The organism is Janthinobacterium sp. NKUCC06_STL (genome assembly GCF_019345455.1).
Classification (GTDB): domain Bacteria; phylum Pseudomonadota; class Gammaproteobacteria; order Burkholderiales; family Burkholderiaceae_D; genus Janthinobacterium; species Janthinobacterium rivuli.
This window is the reverse complement of record NZ_JAHKQY010000005.1, coordinates 145511-168288: the sequence shown is the minus strand read 5'-3', so window position 1 is coordinate 168288 and position 22778 is coordinate 145511. Positions and strand designations below refer to the sequence as shown.

The following is a 22778-nucleotide window of genomic DNA, read 5'->3' as shown; positions in this document are numbered from 1 at the left end:
ACCATGGCTACCGTGCGCAAGACCATTACCTTGACGGACCAGCAAGACGACTGGATCAAGGCGCAAATTGACGCCGGACGCTATACCAACGACAGCGAATACATCCGCGACCTGATCCGGCGCGAACAGGAACGCAGCGCCGAACTTAATGCGATCCGCGCGGCGCTGCTGGAAGGCGAGGCCAGCGGCGAACCCCAGCCTTTCGACGCCAAGGCATTCAAGCAGAGAATGCTGGCAGCGCATGGCTGAATACCGGCTGACGCCTGCCGCCGAACATGATCTCGAGGCGATCTGGGCTTATACCGTACAGCGCTGGGGCGTACAGCAGGCCAGTCATTATCTTGACAGCATGACAGCAGCCTTTGATGACCTGGCAGGCGCCCCCGAGACAGCACCGGCATGCGAGCAGGTTCGGCCAGGCTACCGGCGCCGAAAAGTCGGACGGCACATGATTTATTTTCGCATCACGAACTATGGCATTGCCATCGTGCGTATTCTGCATGACCGCATGGATGCGGCACGCCATCTTTAATGAAATCACCATCCGACGCGACGCGACGCCTCACAACGGCCGCAAGCTGGCCCACACGCCGCCCTGGCGCTCGAACGCTTCCGTGCTGACCTTTTCAAAGTCGGCGCTGTCTTCATTCCAGCTGTAGCGCTCGACCCGGATGCAACTGTTTTCCACGCGCAGCACATTAAACGAGTTCGACTCGCCCCTGCCCCGCGTGGACGTAGCCGTGCCCGCTTGCACCATCAGTGCAGCGTAGCCGGCGATCTTGTAGCGCTCGGCCGTGTTGCCCGCCACGCTGGCATGCAAGTGGCCCGCCAGCAGCAAATCGACGCCGCATTCGGAAAACATTTGCAGCGCCTGCGGGGCGCGGTCGACCAGGTCATCCTTGTCGAAGTTTTCCGGCAAGTCGAATGGATGATGCGTGACGATGATGCGCGTCAAACCGGGCGGCAAACTACCCAGGCGCTGACGCAGGAAATCGATCTGCTCGTGGCTGATGCGGCCATCCTTGAAGGTCAGGGAGCGGGCCGTATTGATGCCCAGCACGGCGATTTCCTCGTCCACATATTCGGGCGACAGATCGTCCGTCACATGGCGCCGGTATTTCACCAGCGGCGTCAAAAAGCGGGAAAAGACGTTGTACAGGGGCACGTCATGGTTGCCCGGCACCACGATCTGCGGCCCCGGCAAGCTGTCGAGAAAATGCCGCGCTTCCTGGAACTGGGCGCTGCGGGCGCGCTGCGTCAAATCGCCCGAGACCACGACCACGTCCGGTTCCAGGCGCTCGACCAGCGCGCGCAAGGGCGCCAGCAGGTCCGCATCGACCCTGCCAAAATGCAAGTCGGACAAATGCACGATGGTACGCATGGCCTTACTCCCCAGAAAGTGCCGGCGCCGGCACGAGCACTGCCAGCGCGGCCGTGCGGATGCGGTATTGCAGCGGCGTATTCATGATGGTCACCTCGCCATCGGTGGCCACGCGCAGACGGCGGTGATGCGTGGCGATTTCCAGGTCGGTGGCCGTCAGCACATCAAAATCCTTGGCCTGCGACAACTTGCCGAACAGCGCGTGCAAGGCGAGCTTCAGCAAGCCCAATCGGCCCGGACGCTGCGCCACGTACAGGCTCAGCTGGCCGCCATCGAGCCGCTCGCGCTCGCCGATATTCAAGCCTTCCATCAGATACTCATTATTGCCGATGAAGACGAAAGGCGTGCGCCGCGCATGCACGGCGTCGTTGAGTGTCAGTTGCACGCTGAGAAACGGGTAGCGGCGCAAGGCAGCCACCAAAGCCCAGCTGAAGGCCAGCCACTTGCCCCGCCCCAGCCGGCGCTGCTGCTTTTCGCGGTCGCGCACGATGTCAGGATACAGGCCCAGGCTGGAATTGTTCAGGAAAATGCGGCCATTGACTTCGCCCACGTCGACCTGGTGCGGCACGCCCTGCGCCACGTTGGCGATCGCCGCATCGAGCTCGAGCGGAATATTCAAATCCTTGGCGAAATGGTTCAAGGTACCCAGCGGCAAGACGCCAAGCGGCGTGCCGCTGCCGACCACGACGGAGGCGACGGCATTGATGGTGCCATCGCCGCCGCCGGCCACGACGATGGGCGCGCCATCACGCAGCGCTTGCTCAGCCGTGGCGATCATCTCGGCGCCGCTTTGCGCCAGGGTGATGGCGGCGTCAAGCCCCACGGCGGCGAATTTCGCTTCGAGCTGCTGCGCCCAGTCCGGCGCATAGCCGCAACCGGCGCCCCCGTTGATGATGACTGCAATCTTGCTCAGGATCGTTTCCCCTTATTTGGTTTGCCGGATATGCCGGCGGCGGCGCAGGGTCGACACGCCGGCGATGCAAATGGCCAGCCAGCCATAGCTTTCCGCCATGGCCGCCAGCACATCGCTCAGGTAATGCGCGCCCAGGTAAATGCGGCTGAAACCCACGAGTGACGCCATCAGGAAAGCGCCCAGCGCGATGGCGATGCGCTTGCCCCAGGCTCCCGGCGCTGTCTGGCAAATCAGGTAGGCGGCCAGCAAGCCGTACAGGGCTGTCGAGGTGGCCGTATGGCCACTCGGAAAGCTGTAGGTGCTCAAGGCCGTCTGCAGGATGGGTTCGTCAAAGCTGGGCCGCGCACGGACAAAAATGTACTTTAGCAGCAGGTTCAAAAACATGACGCCCGGCATGGTGATGACCAGGGTAAACAGCCAGTAATCGGCGCCCTTGCGGTGCAGATACCAGCCCAGCAAGAGGGCCAGGGTGATGGCGCCGATCACGCCATGCATGTGCGTGACGACCAGCAGGCAACCGGTGATCCACGGCACGGCATGCTGATTGAACCAGTGCGCCACCTGCAAGTCGATCACGGTGATCTGCTCCATGCCCATCACGGCTTCGGCGATCTCGTGAAAGACCACGATGGCCACCAGCATCAGCGCCACGCCCACCGTCATATGCAGGCCCAGCTCGCCTTCGGGCGACAGGCGCGCCTCGACGAAGCGGCGCAGTTTCGTGGTCCAGCCCGTGGTCATGCCCATGTCATTTTTCTCTTGCAAACTCATCTCTCTTTCATGTCCCCGGTGATGATCAAAAAAACCACACCAGTAAAAAAATACTGTTTATTCATACAGTAGCTGTGTATTCATACAGTAGTTATGCTATTCTGATGACTCGTTCAACACATCTCCCTCAAAGGAATTGTCATGGCAACATTGAATAGCGGTTTTGGCTCACGGTTCGGCCTGGAATACGCCCCAAGCTCTTTCCTCGTCCGCATGGGCAAGCGCGAAATCCTCGTCTGCCGCGACTTCCGCAAGCGCTACTACACCGTCAATCCCTTGATCGAGTGCGGTACGGGCATCGAGCCGGGCTATGTTGAAGTGCTGCTGATGCGCCGTTGGTTGTTGATCTTATCTAAAGCGCATTAAGTTCACCTTAACCGCGTAGCGGTCCAGGTGCTCCGCCCGGCCACGCCGGGAACGCCTCAGTACCGGCCAGCGGCACGCTGGCCGCCCCCTCACTACTGTGTGCGTTCCGGCGCGGCCGGGCTGGCAGGTGTTTGCACTGGCAGCACCTTGTCAACGACATTCGCTTCGTACCACAAGGTCACGAACAGCACCATCACGACGGGGCCGATGAACAGGCCCACGAGACCCAGGGTTTCCACGCCGCCCAGAATGCCGAACAACACGGCCAGGAAGGGCAAACGAGTGGCGTTGCCGATCATGCCGGGGCGCACGAAGTGGTCTGCCACGAACAGCACGATGGTGCCCCACGCGGCTACGCCGATGGCGGCGCCCACATTGCCCTGGAAGACCAGCAAGGCGGCCGCGCACAGGTAAGCGAGCGGCGCGCCGAACGGGATGATGGCCAGGATGCCCGTGGCAAAAGCCCACAGGGCCGGCGACGGCAAGCCGGCGATGGCGTAGGCGATGCCGATCAGCACGCCTTCGGCCAGGCCCACCAGCACCAGGCCGTTGACGGTGGCGCGGATGGCGGTCGGGATTTTTTGCGCATAGCGGCCCCACCGTTCGGGACGCAGGAAATGGCTGCCGACAGCCGTGATCTGGCGCGTCAGCGCTTCGCCATCCTTGTAAAAGAAAAACAGGCACAAGAAGGCCAAACCAAAGTCGACCAGGCGGTGGAACACGTCCGCGCCCAGCACCTTGAGCATGTCGCGCGCGGAATGAAAGCCGCCCACGGCGCTGCCCGCAAAGAAGTGGCCGAGGCCGTGAGGCTGGCTCAGGGTGGCCAGCCACCAGTCGCCGATGGCGCTGCCGGCCAGTGGAATATGCACCACCCAGTGCGGCACGGGCAAGCCGTCGGCATTCGCATGCACGATGAAATCGGCCAGCACGGGCACTTCGCGCGCCGCCTGCGCCACGCCGGACAGCACGGGTATGATGAAGATGCAGGCAAACGCCAGGGTCAGCGCGGCTGCCGCGACGATGGTGCGCTGCCCCAGCGCCGCGCGCACGCGCAGGTACAGTGGCCAGGTGGCCACGCACAGGATGCCGGCCCACACGAGCGGCAAAAAGAAACGCTGCATGACGAAGGCCGTCACGGCGATCAAGGCCAGGGAAAAGCCTGCGCTGACAATGTCGCGCTGGGTATCGGTCATGCTACTCCATTCGTGCCCCGCACACTGTAAAGGTGTGCAGGCTTATAGCGCCTAACAAAACCGTAGCGAGCGGAAGGAAGGCTCGGCGCCCCCGTTGGCCCGAGAAGCCCAACTGTACGAAGGTACGGGGGCGCCGAACCAGTGAGCATCGCAGGCCGCACATTACGACGCGCAGCAGGTTTTGATAGGTGCTGGGCTACGCGCCAGTTGCGCAGGCATAGCGTAACACGGAGGTTCGCTGCATCACACCAGCCCCAGCTCCACCGGTTTCACGCCGGCAAACACATGGTCGAGCTGCGCCGGGGTCAAGCCGAAGGTGCGGCGCAGCAAGCCGCCCAGCACGGCCCGGTATTCATTCAGCACGGGCATGTCGCGGTTCTGGAACAGCGTCGCCTGCGAAATCGCCACCTGCTCACCCGCCACCTGCTTGCCTTTGATCCCGCCGCCCAGCACCCAGAACACGCTACCGTGGCCGTGATCCGTGCCGCGGTTGCCGTTTTCACGGAAGGTGCGGCCAAATTCGCTGACCACGACGACGACGGTATGGCGCCAGGCGCTGCCCATTTCCTGCGAGAACGCGGCCAGGCCCCGCCCCAGCTCATCGAAGCGTCCCGCCAGATAGCCGCTGGCGCCGCCCTGCCCCACGTGCGTATCCCAGCCGCCCACGTCGACGAAACCAATGTTGTACTTATCCTTCATCAAGCGGGCGATGCGCTGCGCTTCCAGTTCAAAGCCCTTGGTACTGATGGCGTTGCGGTTGGCCGCCTGCATTTCTCCCGTCAATTCCTTCGTCACATCGTCGCGCACGGCAAAGCCCGCGCTGACTGGTTGCTGCAAGGGCGTGCCCTTGTACATGGCGGCGATGACCTGGCTTTGACGCGCATCAATGCCCGCCTTGCCCACGGAGCGCAGCCCCATGTTTGGCACTTGCACGCCGCCCTGGAAAATCAGGGGCAACTGGTCGGTGAAAGAAATGGCGTGGTTGCTGCTATTGAGGCTTTGCGCCAGCCGGTTCAAAAAGCCCGAGCGGAAATCGCGGCGCCCGCCGATCTCCTGTCCCAGTTCGATGCTGTCCTGCGTTTCGAAATGGCTGCGCGTCAAATCCGTCGTGCCCGCGAACGGAATGAAGGCCGCCTCGCCGCCCGTGAACATGGGATAGATGGTCTCGCGCAAGGCCGGATGCAGGGCCCAGTCGGCATTCAAGGCCAGCGCGCCGTTGTCCTCGCCCGGTTTCGCGATGGCGATATTCGGCCGCGCCGCATAGTAAAAATCACTGCCGACGGGCACCAGCAGGTTGTTCGCGTCATAGCCGCCGCGCAGGAAGACGAACAGCAGCTTCGCATCCGTGGCGGGCGCGGCCAGCAGACTGCCCGCGTGAGTGAACAAGGGCGCGGCGGCCAGGGCTTTCAGCAAGTCACGACGATTCATGGCAATTCCTTCAGTTTCAACTTAGCGGTGCATCATTTCTGGTGACGAGAGCAGGAAGGTGTTCCACTCCTGCGGCGAGGCGGCCTGCTCCAGGGCCTGGCGCGTGGCCGGGCTCAAGCCTGGCTGCAGCGACTGGTAATACAGGGCGCTGGCCAGTTGCGGGAACGCGACCTTTTCCTGCGGCTGCGGGCCTTCCGTCTTGAACAGGCCGGCGCTGCCCGAGCCGATGGTGCGGGCGATATCGAAACGCGTCGTCATCTGCCCTGGGCTGGCCCAGGAGGCGTCCGTCAGCGGATAGCCATCGGGGGTCTGGCGTCCGTACAGGGGCTGGCCCATGCGCGAAAGCCAGCTCAGCATGGGGCCCGCGTTCAGGATGGGCTTGTCGTCATAGCTGAGGCGCACGGCCGACACCACGTAATGCATGGGGTCCTTGAATTTCTTGCCCAGCGATTGCTTGAACTCGGCGCTGCTGAACATGGTTTGCAGCACGTCGGCGATCATGCCGTCGCTCTGCTGGAAGGTGGCCGCCATGCGCGCCACCAAGGGCGCGGGTGGATTGTCGCCGACGAAATACTGGGCCAGCTTGCCGCTGATAAAGTGCGCCGTGGCGGGACTGCGGCTCAAACGGTCCAGCGCTTCATCAAGCTCGGCCAGCCCCCGGCCCTTTACCGTTTTCCCGAGGAATTGTTTATCGCCGTAGTCGTGGCGGTTCGGGTTGAACTCGAACAAGCCCCGGCGCACGTATTGCGATTGCAGCGCCGGCTTGACTTTCGGCGTGTCCGCTCCCAGGTTCACGCCCACCCCGGTCAGGATGCGCGCCAGTTCCTGCACATCCGTTTGGCTATAGCCGCCGTTCACGCCCAGGGTATGCAGCTCCATCAGCTCGCGCGCATAGTTTTCATTGATGCGCTTGGCGGCATTGGCTTCATTGTCCAGGTAGCGCAGCATGGCCGGATGGTGGACGGTCGCGCCCAGCAAGTCCCGGAATTTCCCCAGTGCATGTGGCGCGATGGCGTTCGCCTCGTAATCGCCCACCATGGCGCGCAAGTTGTGCTTGCCCTGGTGCACGCTGAAATGATTGAGCCAAAACCAGCTCAGTTGCTGTTGCAACTGGTTAGGCGAATACACGTCCAGCAACAAGGAGCGCGTGGCCGCCTCGCGTGCCAGGCGGTTCAATTCCTGCTGGTACTCCTTTTGCGCCTGCTGCTTTGCCATGTCGTCCATCACGCCGGCCGACTCCTTGCGCTTTTGCTCCACCGACATGACGAGTTGATCCAGCGGCACCTGGCTGATGGTCATGGCGTCGATTTGCGCCTGGACGGCGGGCGGCAAGCTGGCTTTGCCTGGGTGCAACTGCGCCTGCAGCCACGCGTTCCAGCCTTTGTCCTGCATCTGGCGCACGCTGCCCCCGTTCACGCCCCAGCTGACCCGTTCCAGCATGGCGATGTCTTGTGCGGAACTGCTTTGTGCGGAACTGGTCTGCGCGCGATGACTACCCTGCACGGCAGGTCCGGTTGCGGCGCAGCCGGCCAGCAAGAGCAGGGAAATCAAGGTCGTCGGCAAGAATCGGTGTGGGGTCATGGCAGTCCTTCAAGCGGTTTCATGCAGAATGCTTGAGGGTACGCCCAGGTTGACCCGCGCATGATTGCCATTTGCAACGAGTTGTAATCAAACAGGATTGTTCGCCAGCCCAGCGCTCGCGGCTACGGGCATATGATGATGAATAATCTCGGATAAAATGTTATCGGGAGAATTGCGTATTGCAAGGGCAGTTGCGTATGTTCTCTCGAACCAGACATTATCCATACAATACGTCCACATTTAAAAGAAATGAAAATATTATTTATCGCTGCATTAGGAACGCTATCGCTGATTCAAACGCCGTCAGTCCTGGCGGAGAATCTGAATGGGAAAACGCTGTATGTCCAGCGCTGTGCCGTGTGCCATGGCGCGGAGATCAAGGGCACCGGGCCATTGGCGAATAAAAGCACGCCTCCCACGCCTGACCTGACAAGCGCCGCGTTCAAAAAACGCCTGAAGGATTATCCGGGCGTAATCGTATCGTCGGTCATACTGCGTCCGAATGGCGATTTGATTCCAAAGACCTTGAAAGAGAATGGCGTCAAGATCGCGCCATATGCCTGGCGGGTAAAGGATTTTCGCGATTTGAATCAATACATGAGTGAGGTGATTTTAAAGAATCGATGATATTCAGATGCGCGGCGGGCACCCTGCGAAGGAATAAGCTCCGCTCAATCTTGCTGTTTCAATAGCTGCGCGCATTGATCGCGCAGGAAATCGCGCAACTGCAGCACCAGCGGCGTCACCTGCGCCCGGTGCGTGCAGACCAGGTGCAAGGGCGTCGCCTCGCCCGCCACCTCGGGCAACAGCGCTTGCAAACGGCCGGCGGCCAGGTCGCCAGCCACGTCGAGCCGCGATTTGTAAGCGATGCCCAGCCCCGCCACGGCCCAGCGGCGCACCAGGTCGGCATCGTCGGCACTGCGGTTGCCGCTGACGGACACCGTCACTTGCTCGCGCTGGGGCAGGCGGTAAAAGGTCCAGCGGTCATGCAAGCCGTCTTCCAGGGCGAAGCGCAGGCAATTGCGCTGCGACAAGTCTTCCAGCGCCAGCAGGGGGCCGTATTCGCGCAGGTAGGCGGGCGACGCCACCAGCACCCGGTCGTTGGCGGGCGCGAGCGGCATGGCGATCAGGCTCGAATCATCTTGCTGGCCATAGCGGATGGCCACGTCGACTTGCTGGCGCACCATGTCGGCCACCCGGTCGCTGACGCTGAGCTGGTAATGCAGTTTCGGATGGCGCAGCTGGAACTCGTCCAGCCAGCCCAGCATCAGGTTGCGGCCCAGGTCCGAGGGCATGGCAATTTTCAAGGTTCCGCCGAAACTGTCCTTACCGGCCAGCAGCGCATCGTGGCCTGCGCGCAGCAGGCGCAACGCTTCGCGCGCGTGTTCCAGGTATTGCGTGCCTTCCGGCGTCAGGCTCAGCGAACGGGTCGTACGGGCCAGCAGGCGCAAGCCCAGCTCCCCTTCCAGGCGCTTGACGGCGGCGCTGGCCAACGCGGGCGAAATGCCGAGCTCGCGCGCGGCCGCCGACAAACTGCCGCGGTCGGCCGTGCGCACAAATACCTGCAAGTCATCGAGTCGCAGCAATTTTCAGCATTCCTTTGAAAGTGTTTCGGTACGCGCCCCCTGTTTCCAGGCCGGCATTGCCACCATCATACGGTATCAACTCAACGAGGAAGAACATGAAAGCCATCGCCTACCACCACAGCCTGCCCATCACGGATGCCAACGCCCTGTTCGACATCGAGCTGCCCGTGCCCGTCGCCACGGGACGCGAACTGCTCGTCGCCGTCAAGGCCATCTCCGTCAATCCCGTCGACACCAAGGTGCGCAAGAACCGCGCGCCGAAAGTGGGCCAGCCGGAAGTGCTGGGCTGGGATGCGGCCGGCGTCGTCACCGCTGTCGGCCCCGACGTGACCCTGTTCCAGGTCGGCGACAAGGTCTGGTACGCGGGCGCCATCAACCGCCCCGGCAGCAATAGCGAATTCCAGCTGGTCGACGAACGCATCGTCGGCCACATGCCGGCCAGCCTGGACTTTGCGCCGGCCGCCGCCCTGCCGCTCACGGCGATCACGGCCTGGGAATTGCTGTTCGACCGCCTGCAAATCAGCCGCGACAAGAGCCTGACGGGCAAGTCGCTGCTGGTGATCGGCGCGGCTGGCGGCGTCGGTTCCGTGCTGGTGCAACTGGCGCGGCAGTTGACAGGTGTCACCATCATCGGCACGGCGTCGCGCACGGAAACGGCAGCCTGGGTGAAGGAACTGGGCGCCCACCACGTGATCGACCACAGCCTGCCGCTAGCGGGGGAAATCACGCGCCTGGGTTTACCGCCCGTCGATTACGTGATCAGCCTGAACCAGACCGACAAGCATTTCGAGCAAATCGTCGAACTGATCGCGCCACAGGGCAAGTTCGCCCTGATCGACGACCCCGAGCACATCGACGTGCGCAAGTTCAAGGGCAAGAGCGTGTCGCTGCACTGGGAACTGATGTTTACACGTTCGCTGTTCCAGACGGCCGACATGGTCAAGCAGCATGAATTGCTCGATGAATTGGCGCAACTGGTGGATGCGGGTGTCATCAAGACCACCCTGGCCGAGCGCTTCGGCACGATCAATGCCACGAATTTGAAACGCGCGCATGCCCTGCTGGAAAGCAATACGGCGAAGGGAAAGATCGTGCTGGAAGGGTTTAATTAATCAGGTAATCAGGATGGCCCGGAAATCATTGACGTTCGTCAAGGTCGGGCCCGTGATCACGCTATCGCCCAGCGCCTGGAAGAAGCCGTGGCCATCGTTGTTGTCGAGGCTATCGCGGGGTTTGATGCCCAGCGCCCAGGCCCGTTGCAGGGTGTCGGGCGCCAGCACCGCGCCGGCGATGTCTTCCTGGCCATCGACGCCATCCGTGTCGCCGGCCAGCGCGTGGATGCCCGCGTGGCCATCGAGCGCGATGCCCAGCGCCAGCAGGAATTCCACGTTGCGCCCGCCGCGGCCATTGCCGCGCACGGTGACCGTCGTTTCGCCGCCCGACAGCAGCACGCACGGGGCGGGAAACGGCTGGCCCCGCAAGGCCGTTTGCAGCGTGATGCCGGCCATTACCTTGCCCACGTCGCGCGCCTCGCCCTCCAGGCTGTCGCCTAATATATATGGCGTGACGCCGGCCGCGCGCGCCACCGCTGCGGCCGCTTCCAGCGCCATCTGCGGCGTGGCGATCAGGGTCGTGCGCGTGCGGGCCAGGCGCGGGTCATCGGGTTTCACGGATTCGCCGCGCCCGCTTTCCAAGGTTGTGCGTATGCTGTCCGGCAAGTCCATGCCATAGCGGCGCACGATGGCCAGCGCGTCATCGCACGTCGTGGCGTCGCCGACCGTGGGACCGGAAGCGATGTCGCCCAACTTGTCGCCAGGCACGTCAGAAATGGCCAAAGTGATGACTTGCGCCGGATGGCAGGCAGCCGCCAATCTACCGCCCTTGATGGCGGACAAATGCCGGCGCACGCAATTCATTTCGCCGATGGTGGCGCCGGACGCCAGCAGCGCGCGGTTCAATGCCTGCTTGTCGGCCAAAGTAATGCCGTCCAGGGGCAAGGCCAGCAGCGACGAGCCGCCGCCCGAAATCAGACACAGCACGGTATCGTCGGCTTGCAAATTGCCGACCAGCTCGAGCATGCGCCGCGCCGCGTCCATGCCGGCCTGGTCCGGCACGGGGTGTGACGCTTCGACGATCTCGATGCGCTCGCACGGCACGGCATAGCCGTAGCGCGTGACCACCAATCCCGACAGCGGCCCCGGCCAGTGCTGTTCCACGGCTTGCGCCATGGCGGCCGACGCCTTGCCGGCGCCGATGACGATCAGGCGCCCCTTGGGCGCTGGCGGCAGATGGGGCGGGATGCAGTGCGATGGCTGGGCCGCTGCGATGGCGGCCTGGAACATGGCTTGCAGCAAGGCGCGCGGCGGTGGGGTCGTCGTCATGGTCTATTCCTCCGGTTCGATGGCATCAGCGGTTCACTCAACGATTCACAGTCCGCGCGGGAACGCGCAGCACCAGTATGGCGCCCAGCAGCATGACTGCGGAAAGAATATACAGGGCCACGTCGGTGCCGCCCGTCGCATCCTTGATCCAGCCGACGAGGAAGGGGCTGACGAAGCCGGCCACCTGGCCCAGCGAGTTGATCAGTGCCAGGCCGCCGGCCGCCGCCGCGCTGCCGAGAAACGCCGTCGGCAAAGGCCAGAACATGGGCAGGCCGGACAGCGCGCCCATGGTCGCCAGCGACAGGCCGATCAGGGCGATGACCACGTTGCCGTGCGCCTGTGTCGCCAGCAGCAAGCCGCACAGCGCCATCAGCAGGGGGCCGCTCAAATGCCAGCGGCGTTCCTTGTGCTTGTCTGCCGAACGGCCCGCCCAGATCATGAAGATGCTGGCGCACAGGTAGGGAATGGCGCTGATCCAGCCCACGGCCACGGGGCTGGCAAAACCGAGCGACTTGACGATGGTGGGCAGCCAGAAGTTGATCGCGTACACCCCCATCTGGATGCAGAAATACACGAGGCCCAGCATCCACACGTGCTTGTTGCGCAAGACGCTGGCAAAGGTGTCGGCCGTATTCGCGCTGTTGCGGCGCTGGCGCTCATCCTCGTCGAGGTCAGCGCGCAGCAGCTGCTTTTCTTCCGTAGTCAGCCACTTCGCCTGGGCGATGCCGTCGTTCAGCAGCACATACACGAGAAAGCCCAGCAGCACGGTGGGTATGCCTTGCAGCAGGAACATCCATTGCCAGCCGGCCAGGCCGCCGTGGCCCGCGAACGACTGCATCATCCAGCCCGACAAGGGGCTGCCCAGCAAGCCGGAAATGGGAATGGCCGACATGAACAGACCCATGATGCGGCCCCGGCGCGACGCGGGGTACCAGTTCGTAAAGTACAGCACGATACCGGGGAAGAAACCCGCCTCGAACACGCCCGTGATGAAGCGCAGCGAGTAAAACGCGGCCGGCGTGGTGATGAACATCAGGCAGGCCGAAGCGATGCCCCAGGCGATCATCAGGGTGCCGATGACCTTGCGCGCGCCCAGGCGGTGCAGCAGCAGATTGCTGGGCACGCCGCTGGCCACGTAGCCGATGAAGAAAATGCCGGCGCCCAGGCCGTACACGCTTTCGCTCCATTGCAGCGCATCGAGCATTTGCAGCTTGGCAAAGCCGACATTCACCCGGTCCAGGTAATTGAACAGGTAGCAGATGAAGATGAAGGGGATCAGATGCAAGGTGACCTTGCGGTAGGCGCCTTCGCGCACGCGGTCCTGCGCGGACGCGCCGGCGGACAGGCTGGCGCCTGGTTGGGTGGTCATGGGTGTCTCCTGACTATTTTTTATGGGATGCGACCAGCCCATCGTACAATCGACGGCAGAAACAGTCATCGTGCGGATGCCCTAAGAAATTGGGCATCCAATCGAATGATTCCATGCAAATGCACAAAACGGACCACCCCATGCCGAACATTGACTTCCCTCTGGCGCAAGACATCGTGCGGCGCACCATGCATATCATTCCCTTCAGCGTGAACGTTATCGATGCGCGCGGCGTGATCCTGGCCAGCGGCGATCCGCAGCGCGTGGGCGACCTGCATCCGGGCGCGCAACTGGCGCTGGCCCGGCGCGCCAGCGTGGAAATCGGCGCGGCCGACATGGCCCGGCTGCCCGGCACGCGGGCCGGCATCAACCTGCCCCTGACGGTGCGCGGCGAGATTTGCGGCGTGCTGGGCCTGACGGGCGAACCGGACGCCGTGCGCCAGTTCGGCGAACTGGTGCGCGCCATGGCGGAAATGATGCTGGAACAGGCGCGGCTGGTCAGCGAGTTGCAGCACGAAAAACGCTACCGCGAGGAGTTCGTGTTCCAGCTCGTCTACCGCACGGGCATTTCGGACGCCAGTATGCAGGCGTGGGCGGCGCGCCTGGCCGTCGACCTGCGCGTGCCGCGCGCCATGTTCGTGCTGGAAATTCCCGCTGCGGGAGACGGCCTGGGCGAACGGCTGGACCAGGTGCTGACGCAGCTGCAGCAAGTGCAGTCCGACCTGTCGGCCCGCTGGCCGTCCCTGCTGATGGCCGTCGTCTCGCCGGGCGAACTGGTATTGCTCGACGCCTTTCCCGCCAGCGGCCCGCAGCAGGCGCGCGCGGCGCAAGCCAGGCAGCGCCTGCTCGAACTGCACCAGGTGGCGCAGCAGGCGCTCACGCCGCCCGCCACCCTGTCCATGGGCGTGGCCTTGCCGGGCCTCGATGGCGCGACGGCCTCGTATGAATCGGCGAAGCAGACGGCGCGCGTGGGGCGCGCCCGCGATGCCGGGCAAGCTACTTTTTCCTATCTGGAACTGAGCCTGCCCGTGCTGCTGTCCGGCCTGCAAGCCGGTTGGCAGGCGGAGCAATTGCGCCAGACCCTGGCGCGCCTGCAGGCGCACGACCGCAAGTCGGGCACCCTGATGCGCACCCTGGCCGCCTGGTTCCGCCACCACAGCCACCCGATGGCCACGGCCAGGGCCCTGCACATCCACCGCAACACCCTCGATTACCGGCTGCAAAAGATCGCCGAACTGACGGGGCTGGACCTGGATGAGACGGATGACCGTTTGCTGCTGTATGTTGCCCTGCAGCTCAATGAAGGCTCGACCGTCTACAATGGCGGCTCGACTGAAAAAACAGGAATGCAATGAACGACGCCATTGAGTGGACAGGACTGGCCCGCACCTTCGGGCTGTTTACCGTCACGGCCGTGGCCGAACTGCTGGGCTGCTACCTGCCCATGCTGTGGCTGAGCAACAAGGGCAGCGCCTGGCTGCTGTTGCCGGCCGCCATCAGCTTGCTGGTCTTCGTGTGGCTGCTGACCTTGCATCCGGCCGCCAGCGGCCGCGTGTACGCCACGTATGGCGCCATCTATATCGCCACGGCGCTGGGATGGCTGTGGCTGGTGGACGGCGTCACGCCGGCCTGGACCGACATCGCCGGCGTGGGCCTGGCCCTGGCCGGCGCCGCCGTCATTGCCATGGGACACAAGACGGCTTGATGCGCCTCAGGCGGCGTGCGCGCGGAAGTTCGTTTCCGCCGACCACGCCGCGCTGGCGCGGGCCAGCAACACGGCTTCGCCATCGGCCAGCCAGTCGTCCGCGTCGGCGATCTTCCACATGGCTTGCAGCAGCTTGCGGCGCAAGTCGGGGTCGGCGATTTCGTCGAGCAGGCTGTCGATCACGCCATTGGCCAGCTGGACGGCGCCATGCACGGTCGAGGTCAGCATGTCGTCGCACAAGTCTTGCAGCAGTTGCTGGAAGGCGGCCGGTTCCAGGTCGATATGTTCGAGGATCTTGCTGCGGTGCATCGCTTGCAACTCGGCGCTGGCCAGGTTGCCATCGACCACCATCATCAGGGCCAAAATACGTCCCGCTGCCTGGGGACTATTTACTTCATATGTACGCATGATTTTCTATTCTTTCTATTAGTTAATTAAAAGGCGCGCCACCGCCAGGCGGGGCGCGCCGTACCGCATTTACTTCTTGTCGCTGCGGGTGATGAACACGCTCGCCACGCAGCTAGCCACGATCAGCACTGCCACCACCAGCAACGATGCTTCCACCGGCACGTGGTACCACGGCATGATCAGCATCTTGGCGCCGATGAACACCAGCACCATCGCCAGGCCATACTTGAGCATGTGGAAACGGTCAGCCACGTCCACCAGCAGGAAGTACAGGGCGCGCAATCCCATGATGGCGAACAGGTTCGACGTGAAGACGATGAACGGATCCGTCGTGATGGCGAAAATCGCCGGGATCGAGTCCACCGCAAACACCAAATCCGTCACCTCGATCAGGATCAGCACCAGGAACAGCGGCGTGACATAACGCAAACCACCCTTTGCCACGAAGAAACGCTCACCGTGGTCGCCGTCCGCCACCCGCAAGTGGCGGCGGGCAAAACGCAGCACCGGGTTGTTCGCCACGTCCGGCTCCGCGTCGGCCGCCACCAGCATGCGCATGCCGGTAATCAACAGGAAGGCGCCGAACAGGTACAACACCCAGCTGAACTCGCTCACCACCCACGCACCGGCCATGATCATCACGGCGCGCATGACGATCGCGCCCAGCACGCCATAAATCAACACGCGGCGCTGGTACTGGATCGGCACCTGGAAGGCGCTGAAGATCAGCAGAAAGACGAACACGTTATCGACCGACAGGGCTTTCTCGATCAGGTAGCCGGAGAAAAACTCCAGCGCCTTCTGGTTGGCGATCTCGGGACCGGCCGTGCCGTTCAGATACCACCACAGGCCGCCGTTGAACAGCAGGGCCAGGCTGACCCACACGAGCGACCACGTCGCCGCTTCCTTGACGCTGACCTTGTGCGCCTTGTTGCCGCCGAAGACGAACAAGTCCAGCGCCAGCATCACCAGAACAAAGGCGATGAAGCCGGCCCACATGGGTGCCGTTGCAATACTTTCCAAGCCGTTCATCGGCGGCCTCCGCAACTGTCTGTTTGTATCCTGAAGTCCATGACACTCTCCTTGCATGAATTGAGCAGCCATCATAGTCTGAATATAAACATCGAACAAATCGAATATAATTTAAGAATACATCGAAAAATTCGATGTATTAACCTGCCGGGAAAACCCATGTCGACACTCAACTTCAAGCACTTGCGCTATTTCTGGATGGTGGCCAAGACGGGCAGCATCGCGCGCGCGGCCGAGCAGCTGCACCTGACGCCGCAATCGATTTCCGGGCAGCTCAGCGAGTTTGCCGATACCCTGGGCGTGGAACTGTTCCGCCGCAGCGGGCGCCAGCTGGAATTGACGGACACGGGCAGGCGCATCCTCAGCCATGCCGAAAGCATTTTCAGCACGGGCGATGAATTGCTGGAAATCGTGCGCGACCAGTCGCGCACCACGACGACGACGTTTCGCGTGGGCTGCGCCGATTCCGTGTCGAAACTGATCGCTTGCCGCCTCGTCGCGCCGGCGCTGGGACTGGCCGAGCCGCTGCGCATCATTTGCCGCGAAGGCAGGCTGGCCAGCCTGCTGGCGGACCTGGCCGTACACCGGCTCGACCTGATCATGGCGGACCGCCCCATGCCGGCCCACTTGAGCGTGCGCGGCTTTAACCATTTGCTCGGTGAAAGCGGCATGACCCTGTTCGGCACACAAGCCCTGGCCGCCACCCTGACGGGGGACTTTCCGCAGTGCCTCGATGGGGCGCCGCTGCTGCTGCCCGGCGAAGACTTCGCCATTTACGGGCGCTTGCTGCAATGGCTGGGCGACAACAATCTGCACCCGCGCATCGTTGGCGAGTTCGACGACAGCGCCATGATGAAAGCGTTCGGCCAGTCCGGCGCCGGCCTGTTCTTCGCCCCCACTGTCATCGCGCCCCAGGTGTGCGAGCAATACGCCGTGGTGGCGCTGGGCCGGGTCGACAGCCTCGTCGAGCAGGTGTATGCGATCACCACGGAACGGCGTTTGAGCCACCCGGCCACCATCGCCATCAGCCAGAGCGCGCGGCATGAGCTGTTTGTGTAACAGCCGCAAAACCGCAAGCCATAAATACATTTGAGCAAATACATCTATATAATGGCAAGTCTCCCCGACGCCCTGCGCGCCCCTTCCTGGACTTGCCGCGATGAAGCACTTGCACGATATTCCCTCTGCCTTCAAGCATGAATTTGCCAACCCGCGCCTGTGGTGGTCGCGCGCCGTCGTCGTCGGCATGGCCGCCATCGCGGGCCTTGTCGTCGTCGGTTTTACGTGGCTGGCGGAGGAAGCGCTGGACCTGTTCCTGTTTTTTAACGGCAAAGCCTGGTGGTTCGCCCTGCTGTGGACGCCAGCCTGCGCCGCCCTGCTCGTCTGGCTGACGCGCCGCTATGCGATGGGCGCGGCCGGCTCCGGCATCCCGCAAGTGATGGCGACGCTGGACCCGGCCGTGGCGCCCGAACAGCGCTCGCTGTTCGTGTCCCTGAAACTCAGTGCCGCGAAAATCGTCCTGACGGCGGGCGGCTTGCTGGGCGGACTCTCGCTGGGGCGCGAAGGCCCGTCCGTGCAAATCGCCGCCGGCGTGATGCTGGCCGCGCGCCGCTGGCTGCCGCGCCACTCGCAGGTGAGCGCCCATTCGCTGCTGGTGGCTGGCGGCGCGGCCGGCATCGCGGCCGCCTTCAACACGCCGCTGGCCGGCGTCATGTTTGCCATCGAGGAACTCTCACGCTCGCCCGAGCAGCGCAACAGCGGCCTCATCGTCGCTGGCATCGTGCTGGCCGGCATGATGGCCGTGTCCATCCACGGCAACGCCACCCACTTCGGCATCATCCACCCCGGCCCCATCGGCCTGGCGCTGGCCTTGCCGGGTTTACTCGTCACCCTGATCGCGGGCGTGGCGGGCGGCCTGTTTGCGCGGCTGCTGCTGGCGTCCGCGAGGGGCAATCCGCTGGGAAAATTGTCCGCGTGGAGAAAGGGCCGGCCCGTGCTGTTCGCCGCCGTCTGCGGTGTGCTGGTGGCGGCCATCGGCATCGCCAGCCACGGCGCCACGTTCGGCAGCGGCACCGTGGCCACGCGCGCCATGCTGGAAGGCTCGTCCGACATGGCGCCCGCCTTTGTCGCCTTCAAATATGTGGCCACGTGGCTGACCGTCTGGTCGGGCGTACCGGCCGGCATTTTTGCGCCGTCCCTGGCCATCGGCGCCGGCATCGGCCACGATATCGCCGTGCTGCTGCACTACCCGCACGCGCCCGCGCTGATCGCACTGGGCATGGTGGGTTTCCTGGCCGCCGCCACGCAGGCGCCGCTGACGGCTTTTATCATTGTCATGGAAATGGTCGATGGCCACGGCATGGTGCTGAGCCTGATGGCCTGCGCCGTCGTCGCCAGCACCGTCTCGCGCGTGCTCAGCGAACCGCTGTATGGAGCGCTGGCGCAGCTGCAGTTGCAGCGGCTGCCGCAGGCCAGCAGGGAAACTACATCGTAAACGGAAACGGCTGCATGCCCGCCTGCCTGTCATCGGGAGCGACGACGGCCAGCAAGGCGCTCAAGCCCTGGTTCAGCTGCGCCAGGCTGTCGGCATCGAGCTGGCTCAGCGCGCTGGGGAGCAAGCCGCGCGCCGGCTGCGGCGCGCCGGCGATCACGGCCTGCCCCTCCGCCGTCAGGGTGAGCGTGACCACGCGCTGGTCGGGCTGGTCGCGCGCCTTGCGCACATAGGCTTTCTTGACCAGCGCCTCGACCAGGTTGCTGGCCGTCGTTTGATGGATCGACATCTTGCTGGCCAGCTCGCCCATGCGCAGGCCCGGCCGCTCCAGCAATTCCTGCATCACCCACAATTGCGCGCCCGACACGCCGCATTGTTTCTCGATCTGCGCCGAGTGGCGCTGCGCCGCGCGCATGACGACGCGCATGTTTTGCAAGGCCATGCCTTGCGCCCTGGCCAACGCCGAAACTTCCGCTTCCACCACCATTGCCTCCAGTTATCCCACCGGCTTCACGCCTGCTGGCGGGCCGGAATCCCTGCATGATACCTGCAATGGCGGCGCGGAACTAACTGCCTGTTACGGGCTGACCGTCACGCCATGCCTGCTCCAGCACCTGCTTGCCGGCCTGGTCCCACTGGCGCTCGATGCCGTGCTTCTTGCCGTGCTCGTATGGCACGATCTGCCGCAGGCTGCCATCGCTGTACCAGGTTTGCAGCAAGCCGTGGCGCTGGCCTTCGACAAACGGGGTCACGCTGGCGCGCACGCCGTTGGCATGCCAGTCCGTCGTATCGCCATGGTCGCGCCCCTGCGCGTCTTTCTGCCAGGCAAACACGGGCCGGCCACTCGGCCCCCACGTTTGCAAGCTGAGCACGGCACCTTTCTGGTACAGCGTTTTGTTCGACATGACGCCATTGCCATGGCTTTCAAACGACCAGCCATCGGGCTGGCCGTGCACCCACACGGTCCTGGCCAGCACGCTGCCGTCCTGCGCATACGTGACGAACTCGCCCTCGCGTTGGCCATCGACGAACTGTCCCCGTTGGAACAGCTTGCCATCGTCATAAAACGATTCCTGCACGCCATCCATCTGGCCATTGCGTCGATACGAGCGGCTGCTGACGGCCCCATTCGCGCCATACGACACATGCTCGCCATCGGCCATCTCGTCGCCGTGATACAGCGTCTTGTGCGCCAGCTGGCCATTCTCGTGATACGTTTCCGAAATGCTGTCGCGCCCGTTCGGCAAGGCGGTCACCCGCTGCTGGACCTGGCCATTCTCGAAGTACACGCAGCCGCCGAGCAACTCCTCGCCTTGGGCATTGAAGTAGGTTTCGCGCAGCAGCTGGCCATTCTCGTAGTAATACTTGCGGAAACGCACGAACCTGACCTGGCTCAGGTCCAGGTCCGTGGTGTAGGTTTCAAAGGCCAAAGTACCTGGCGTGTCGGGAAATTCGAGGCGCACATGCCAGGCGCCCAGCGCCTCGTCGCGCACGGGCGGCGTGCGCAGCGCATACACGGCGCGGCGCTGGTTGCTCGGCATGAAATTTTCATCCAGATACATGGTGTGGTCTTCCTCCTGTAGTGTGGGCGTTGGTTTTGGCGCCGTGGACTGCTCCTGTGCCGCCAGTGGCAGGGCTGCGCCCATGGCCAGCGCGGCGGCCAGCAGCCAGCGCAGCGTGTGTTGATTCTTCATGTTGCTCCATTGATCATATTGCTTTGCGGCCATCATCATAAAGGCAAGCGCCGTTCGCCATGGGCACGATTGCCGCCCCATGAAAAAAGGCCGGGACGAACCTGCTGGTCCGGCTCCGGCCTGGCGGGTGCGCGTGCGCAGTTTCAGCCCAAGCCATCCTTGACGGGAGACAGCTGGCTCGCATGCAGGCGCGCATACGCGCCGCCCTGCCGCAGCAAGTCCGTGTGGCTGCCCGCTTCCACCAGGCGGCCGCCCTGCATGACGACGATGCGGTCGGCGCTTTCGATGGTCGACAGCCTGTGGGCGATGACGATGGTGGTGCGGTTGCGCATCAGCACTTCCAGCGCCGCCTGCACGGAACGCTCCGACTCCGTGTCCAGCGCGCTGGTCGCTTCGTCCAGCAGCAAAATCGGCGCATCCTTGTACAGGGCGCGGGCGATGGCCAGGCGCTGGCGTTGTCCGCCCGACAAGCGCGAACCATTCTGCCCCGCCTGGGTGGCGTAGCCTTGCGGCAACTGCATGATGAAGTCGTGCGCGTAGGCGGCGCGCGCCGATGCTTCGATTCTGTCCTGGTCCGGGGCCGGGTCGCCATACGCGATATTCGCCGCCATCGTGTCATTGAACAAAATCACATCCTGGCTGACGAGGGCGAACTGGCGCCGCAGGGCCAGCAAGGCGTAGTCGCGCAGGTCCACGCCGTCGAGCAGGATCTGGCCGCCGCTGACGTCATAAAAGCGCGGCAGCAAGCCCAGCAAGGTTGTCTTGCCGCCGCCCGAGCCCCCCACCAGGGCCACCGTTTCGCCGGCGCGGATGTCGAGCGTGATGTCGCTCAAGGCCGTGGGCGCATCGGGATCGTCGCTGTTGTAGCGGAAGTGCACGTTCTGCAAGGACAGATTGCCCTGCACCGTGACGGGCGCGATGGTGCCCGGGTCCGGTTCCAGCGGCGTGTCGATCAGGCCGAAGACGGACTCGGCCGCCGCCAGGCCACGCTGCAGCGGTTCATTGATCTTCGTCAAATTCTTGATCGGCGACTGCATCGCCATCAACGCGCCCATGAAGGCGACGAAGGCGCCCGGCGTGATGGCGCCGCTTTGCGCGCGCAGCATGGCGAAATAAATCACGGACGAGAGGGTGATGCCGACGAGCATCATGATGAAGCCGGAATTCATGGCCGAGGTGGCAGCATGCTTGACGGCCAGCTGGCGGTTGCGCTTGACCACGTCGACGAAGCGCGCCTGTTCATAATCCTGGCCGCCGAAGATTTTCACGACGCGCTGGCCGCCGATGCTTTCGTCGAGCACGGAGGTCAGCTCGCCCACGGCTTGCTGCGAACTCTTGCTCAGGTGGCGCATGCGGCGTCCCGCCAGAGTCACGACGATGGCCACGATGGGCATCGAGGCCATGCAAAACAGGGCCAGTTTCACGTCGATGCTGAACAGCAGGATCAAATAACCGATGGTGGCGACGGAATCGCGCACCATCACGTTGAGCACGTTCAAGCCCGCCTGCGACACCTGGCTGGCGTCGAAGGCCACGCGCGACTGCGTCAAACTGGTGGTGGTGGTATCGAAAAAGCGGCTGGGCAGGCGCATGATGGTGGCGAACATCTTTTCGCGCAAATCGGCCTGCACCCGGCTCGATAGCCAGACGGAACCATAATCGCCGGCAAAGCTCGACACCATGCGCAGCACGGCCAGGCCCAGGATGGTGGCGGGGATCACCCACAAGTCCACCTGCCCCGCCTGTGCCGGCAAGAAACGGTCGACCCAGCCCTGCAACATGCCCATCACGCCGGACGCGGGCGCGACCTGCGTGCTGGCCGTCGCGCGCATGGCGTCGACGACGTTTTGCAACTGACGGATTAACAACACATCGGTGGCGGACGCCACGCCCACGGCCAGCAAGGTGGCAGCAACGATGGCGCCATAGCGGCGAAACTGGCCGGCCAGGCGGAAGAACAGGAGGCGACTTTGCTGCATGCAGGTGAGAAAAGTGAGGGTAAAGCGTGATTCTAACCGCTGCAACACTTACTTATGAGAAAGTCGCACCTTGCCGGCGTTGAACCGGCAAGGGAACTGCACGGACGATCAGCTCTTCGCCACTTTCCAGGCGGCCGTGCCGGCCTTGCAGACCTTCAGTTTGAGCGTCTGCTCCTGGCCCTTGGCGCTCAAGTCCACCTGCACCTTGCGGCAGGTTTGCGCATCCGTCTTTTGCGTATCGCTGGCCGTGATGCCGGCGGCGATGCGCACGGAATTGCGCAAGCCTTCATTGCTCCATTGCACGGCTTCGCCATCCTTCTTGTCATTGAGCACGTCGGTGACGGCCTTGACGAAGACGGGCGTGTCGTTCTTGTTCAGGTAAGCCATCGGCGTATCGGCCAGGAAACCCAGGCCGACGGCGGAAGCGGAAGCGCTGAAGACGACGCTGCCGAAGATCAGGGCGGACAGCAAGGTGGCGGGACGAATACGCATGAAAAACT

At 63.5% G+C, this 22778-nt stretch carries 24 protein-coding genes; 9 read left to right on the top strand and 15 right to left on the bottom strand.

Going from position 1 to position 22778, the window contains the following annotated elements:
• Window positions 1–3 precede the first annotated feature (3 nt).
• Complete coding sequence (locus tag KO539_RS17995) at window positions 4–249, top strand: type II toxin-antitoxin system ParD family antitoxin (RefSeq protein ID WP_219310802.1); 246 nt, start codon at window positions 4–6, stop codon at window positions 247–249.
• Window positions 242–532 carry a type II toxin-antitoxin system RelE/ParE family toxin gene (locus KO539_RS17990; RefSeq protein WP_219310801.1) on the top strand — a complete coding sequence of 97 codons (291 nt, stop codon included), beginning with the start codon at window positions 242–244 and terminating at the stop codon, window positions 530–532. The genes KO539_RS17995 and KO539_RS17990 overlap by 8 nt, the downstream gene beginning before the upstream one ends.
• A 30-nt stretch (window positions 533–562) precedes the next feature.
• On the opposite strand, the gene KO539_RS17985 is transcribed toward KO539_RS17990, so the two are convergent.
• Genes KO539_RS17985 through KO539_RS17975 form a run of 3 tightly spaced genes read right to left on the bottom strand, consistent with a single transcriptional unit; the run spans window position 563 to window position 3065 of the window.
• Window positions 563–1381, bottom strand: coding sequence for a metallophosphoesterase (locus KO539_RS17985; protein WP_035826214.1), 819 nt, complete (start codon window positions 1379–1381; stop codon window positions 563–565).
• 4 nt (window positions 1382–1385) lie between these two features.
• Complete coding sequence (locus KO539_RS17980; RefSeq protein WP_219310903.1) at window positions 1386–2294, bottom strand: diacylglycerol kinase family protein; 909 nt, start codon at window positions 2292–2294, stop codon at window positions 1386–1388.
• 12 nt (window positions 2295–2306) lie between these two features.
• On the bottom strand, window positions 2307–3065 hold the full coding sequence (locus tag KO539_RS17975) for a phosphatase PAP2 family protein (protein ID WP_235211817.1): 759 nt from the start codon (window positions 3063–3065) through the stop codon (window positions 2307–2309).
• Window positions 3066–3206: 141 nt separating this feature from the next.
• On the opposite strand from KO539_RS17975, the gene KO539_RS17970 reads away from it, so the two are divergent.
• Entirely contained in the window at window positions 3207–3431 is a 225-nt protein-coding gene (locus KO539_RS17970) for a hypothetical protein (RefSeq protein WP_010396348.1), read from the top strand.
• Window positions 3432–3523: 92 nt separating this feature from the next.
• Here KO539_RS17970 and KO539_RS17965 read toward each other — a convergent pair whose 3' ends face one another.
• The 3 genes from KO539_RS17965 to KO539_RS17955 form a co-directional block, all read right to left on the bottom strand.
• Entirely contained in the window at window positions 3524–4624 is a 1101-nt protein-coding gene (locus tag KO539_RS17965; RefSeq protein ID WP_219310800.1) for an AI-2E family transporter, read from the bottom strand.
• 243 nt (window positions 4625–4867) lie between these two features.
• On the bottom strand, window positions 4868–6052 hold the full coding sequence (locus KO539_RS17960; RefSeq protein ID WP_219310799.1) for a DUF1501 domain-containing protein: 1185 nt from the start codon (window positions 6050–6052) through the stop codon (window positions 4868–4870).
• Window positions 6053–6073: 21 nt separating this feature from the next.
• Window positions 6074–7633 (bottom strand): DUF1800 domain-containing protein, encoded by a 1560-nt coding sequence (locus tag KO539_RS17955; RefSeq protein WP_219310798.1) that lies wholly within the window; start codon window positions 7631–7633, stop codon window positions 6074–6076.
• A 249-nt stretch (window positions 7634–7882) separates the two neighbouring features.
• Here KO539_RS17955 and KO539_RS17950 point away from each other — a divergent pair, with 249 nt between their 5' ends.
• The gene (locus KO539_RS17950; RefSeq protein WP_219310797.1) at window positions 7883–8260 is read left to right on the top strand and encodes a cytochrome c; all 378 of its coding nucleotides are present in this window, start codon (window positions 7883–7885) and stop codon (window positions 8258–8260) included.
• Between the two features lie 44 nt (window positions 8261–8304).
• Here the strand turns inward: KO539_RS17950 and KO539_RS17945 are convergent, their stop codons facing one another.
• Window positions 8305–9219 (bottom strand): LysR family transcriptional regulator, encoded by a 915-nt coding sequence (locus KO539_RS17945; RefSeq protein WP_219310796.1) that lies wholly within the window; start codon window positions 9217–9219, stop codon window positions 8305–8307.
• A gap of 95 nt (window positions 9220–9314) precedes the next feature.
• Between KO539_RS17945 and KO539_RS17940 the strand changes: the two genes are divergently transcribed.
• On the top strand, window positions 9315–10331 hold the full coding sequence (locus KO539_RS17940; protein ID WP_219310795.1) for a zinc-binding alcohol dehydrogenase family protein: 1017 nt from the start codon (window positions 9315–9317) through the stop codon (window positions 10329–10331).
• Here the strand turns inward: KO539_RS17940 and KO539_RS17935 are convergent, their stop codons facing one another.
• A complete protein-coding gene (locus KO539_RS17935) occupies window positions 10332–11600 on the bottom strand; it encodes a glycerate kinase (protein ID WP_219310794.1) in 1269 nt (422 codons plus the stop codon).
• A gap of 37 nt (window positions 11601–11637) precedes the next feature.
• Window positions 11638–12969, bottom strand: a complete 1332-nt coding sequence (locus KO539_RS17930; protein WP_219310793.1) for an MFS transporter — start codon at window positions 12967–12969, stop codon at window positions 11638–11640.
• A 113-nt stretch (window positions 12970–13082) separates the two neighbouring features.
• Between KO539_RS17930 and KO539_RS17925 the strand changes: the two genes are divergently transcribed.
• Window positions 13083–14324, top strand: a complete 1242-nt coding sequence (locus KO539_RS17925; RefSeq protein ID WP_257626346.1) for a sugar diacid recognition domain-containing protein — start codon at window positions 13083–13085, stop codon at window positions 14322–14324.
• Window positions 14321–14674, top strand: a complete 354-nt coding sequence (locus KO539_RS17920; protein WP_099402567.1) for a YnfA family protein — start codon at window positions 14321–14323, stop codon at window positions 14672–14674. The genes KO539_RS17925 and KO539_RS17920 overlap by 4 nt, the downstream gene beginning before the upstream one ends.
• 6 nt (window positions 14675–14680) lie before the next feature.
• Here the strand turns inward: KO539_RS17920 and KO539_RS17915 are convergent, their stop codons facing one another.
• A complete protein-coding gene (locus KO539_RS17915; RefSeq protein WP_099402566.1) occupies window positions 14681–15082 on the bottom strand; it encodes a TerB family tellurite resistance protein in 402 nt (133 codons plus the stop codon).
• Between the two features lie 69 nt (window positions 15083–15151).
• Window positions 15152–16114, bottom strand: a complete 963-nt coding sequence (locus tag KO539_RS17910; protein WP_307789165.1) for a TerC family protein — start codon at window positions 16112–16114, stop codon at window positions 15152–15154.
• Window positions 16115–16273: 159 nt separating this feature from the next.
• Between KO539_RS17910 and nhaR the strand changes: the two genes are divergently transcribed.
• Both nhaR and KO539_RS17900 read left to right on the top strand, forming a co-directional pair.
• Window positions 16274–17173, top strand: coding sequence for a transcriptional activator NhaR (gene nhaR / locus KO539_RS17905; RefSeq protein ID WP_035826183.1), 900 nt, complete (start codon window positions 16274–16276; stop codon window positions 17171–17173).
• Between the two features lie 100 nt (window positions 17174–17273).
• Window positions 17274–18608, top strand: a complete 1335-nt coding sequence (locus KO539_RS17900) for a chloride channel protein (protein WP_219310792.1) — start codon at window positions 17274–17276, stop codon at window positions 18606–18608.
• Here the strand turns inward: KO539_RS17900 and KO539_RS17895 are convergent.
• The 4 genes from KO539_RS17895 to KO539_RS17880 form a co-directional block, all read right to left on the bottom strand.
• Complete coding sequence (locus KO539_RS17895; RefSeq protein WP_219310791.1) at window positions 18598–19092, bottom strand: MarR family winged helix-turn-helix transcriptional regulator; 495 nt, start codon at window positions 19090–19092, stop codon at window positions 18598–18600. The two genes, KO539_RS17900 and KO539_RS17895, sit on opposite strands and share 11 nt — an antisense overlap.
• Window positions 19093–19171: 79 nt before the next feature.
• A complete protein-coding gene (locus tag KO539_RS17890) occupies window positions 19172–20299 on the bottom strand; it encodes a toxin-antitoxin system YwqK family antitoxin (RefSeq protein WP_219310790.1) in 1128 nt (375 codons plus the stop codon).
• 143 nt (window positions 20300–20442) lie between these two features.
• Complete coding sequence (msbA, locus tag KO539_RS17885) at window positions 20443–22278, bottom strand: lipid A export permease/ATP-binding protein MsbA (protein WP_219310789.1); 1836 nt, start codon at window positions 22276–22278, stop codon at window positions 20443–20445.
• A 108-nt stretch (window positions 22279–22386) separates the two neighbouring features.
• Window positions 22387–22770 (bottom strand): hypothetical protein, encoded by a 384-nt coding sequence (locus KO539_RS17880; protein ID WP_219310788.1) that lies wholly within the window; start codon window positions 22768–22770, stop codon window positions 22387–22389.
• Between the last annotated feature and the right edge of the window lie 8 nt (window positions 22771–22778).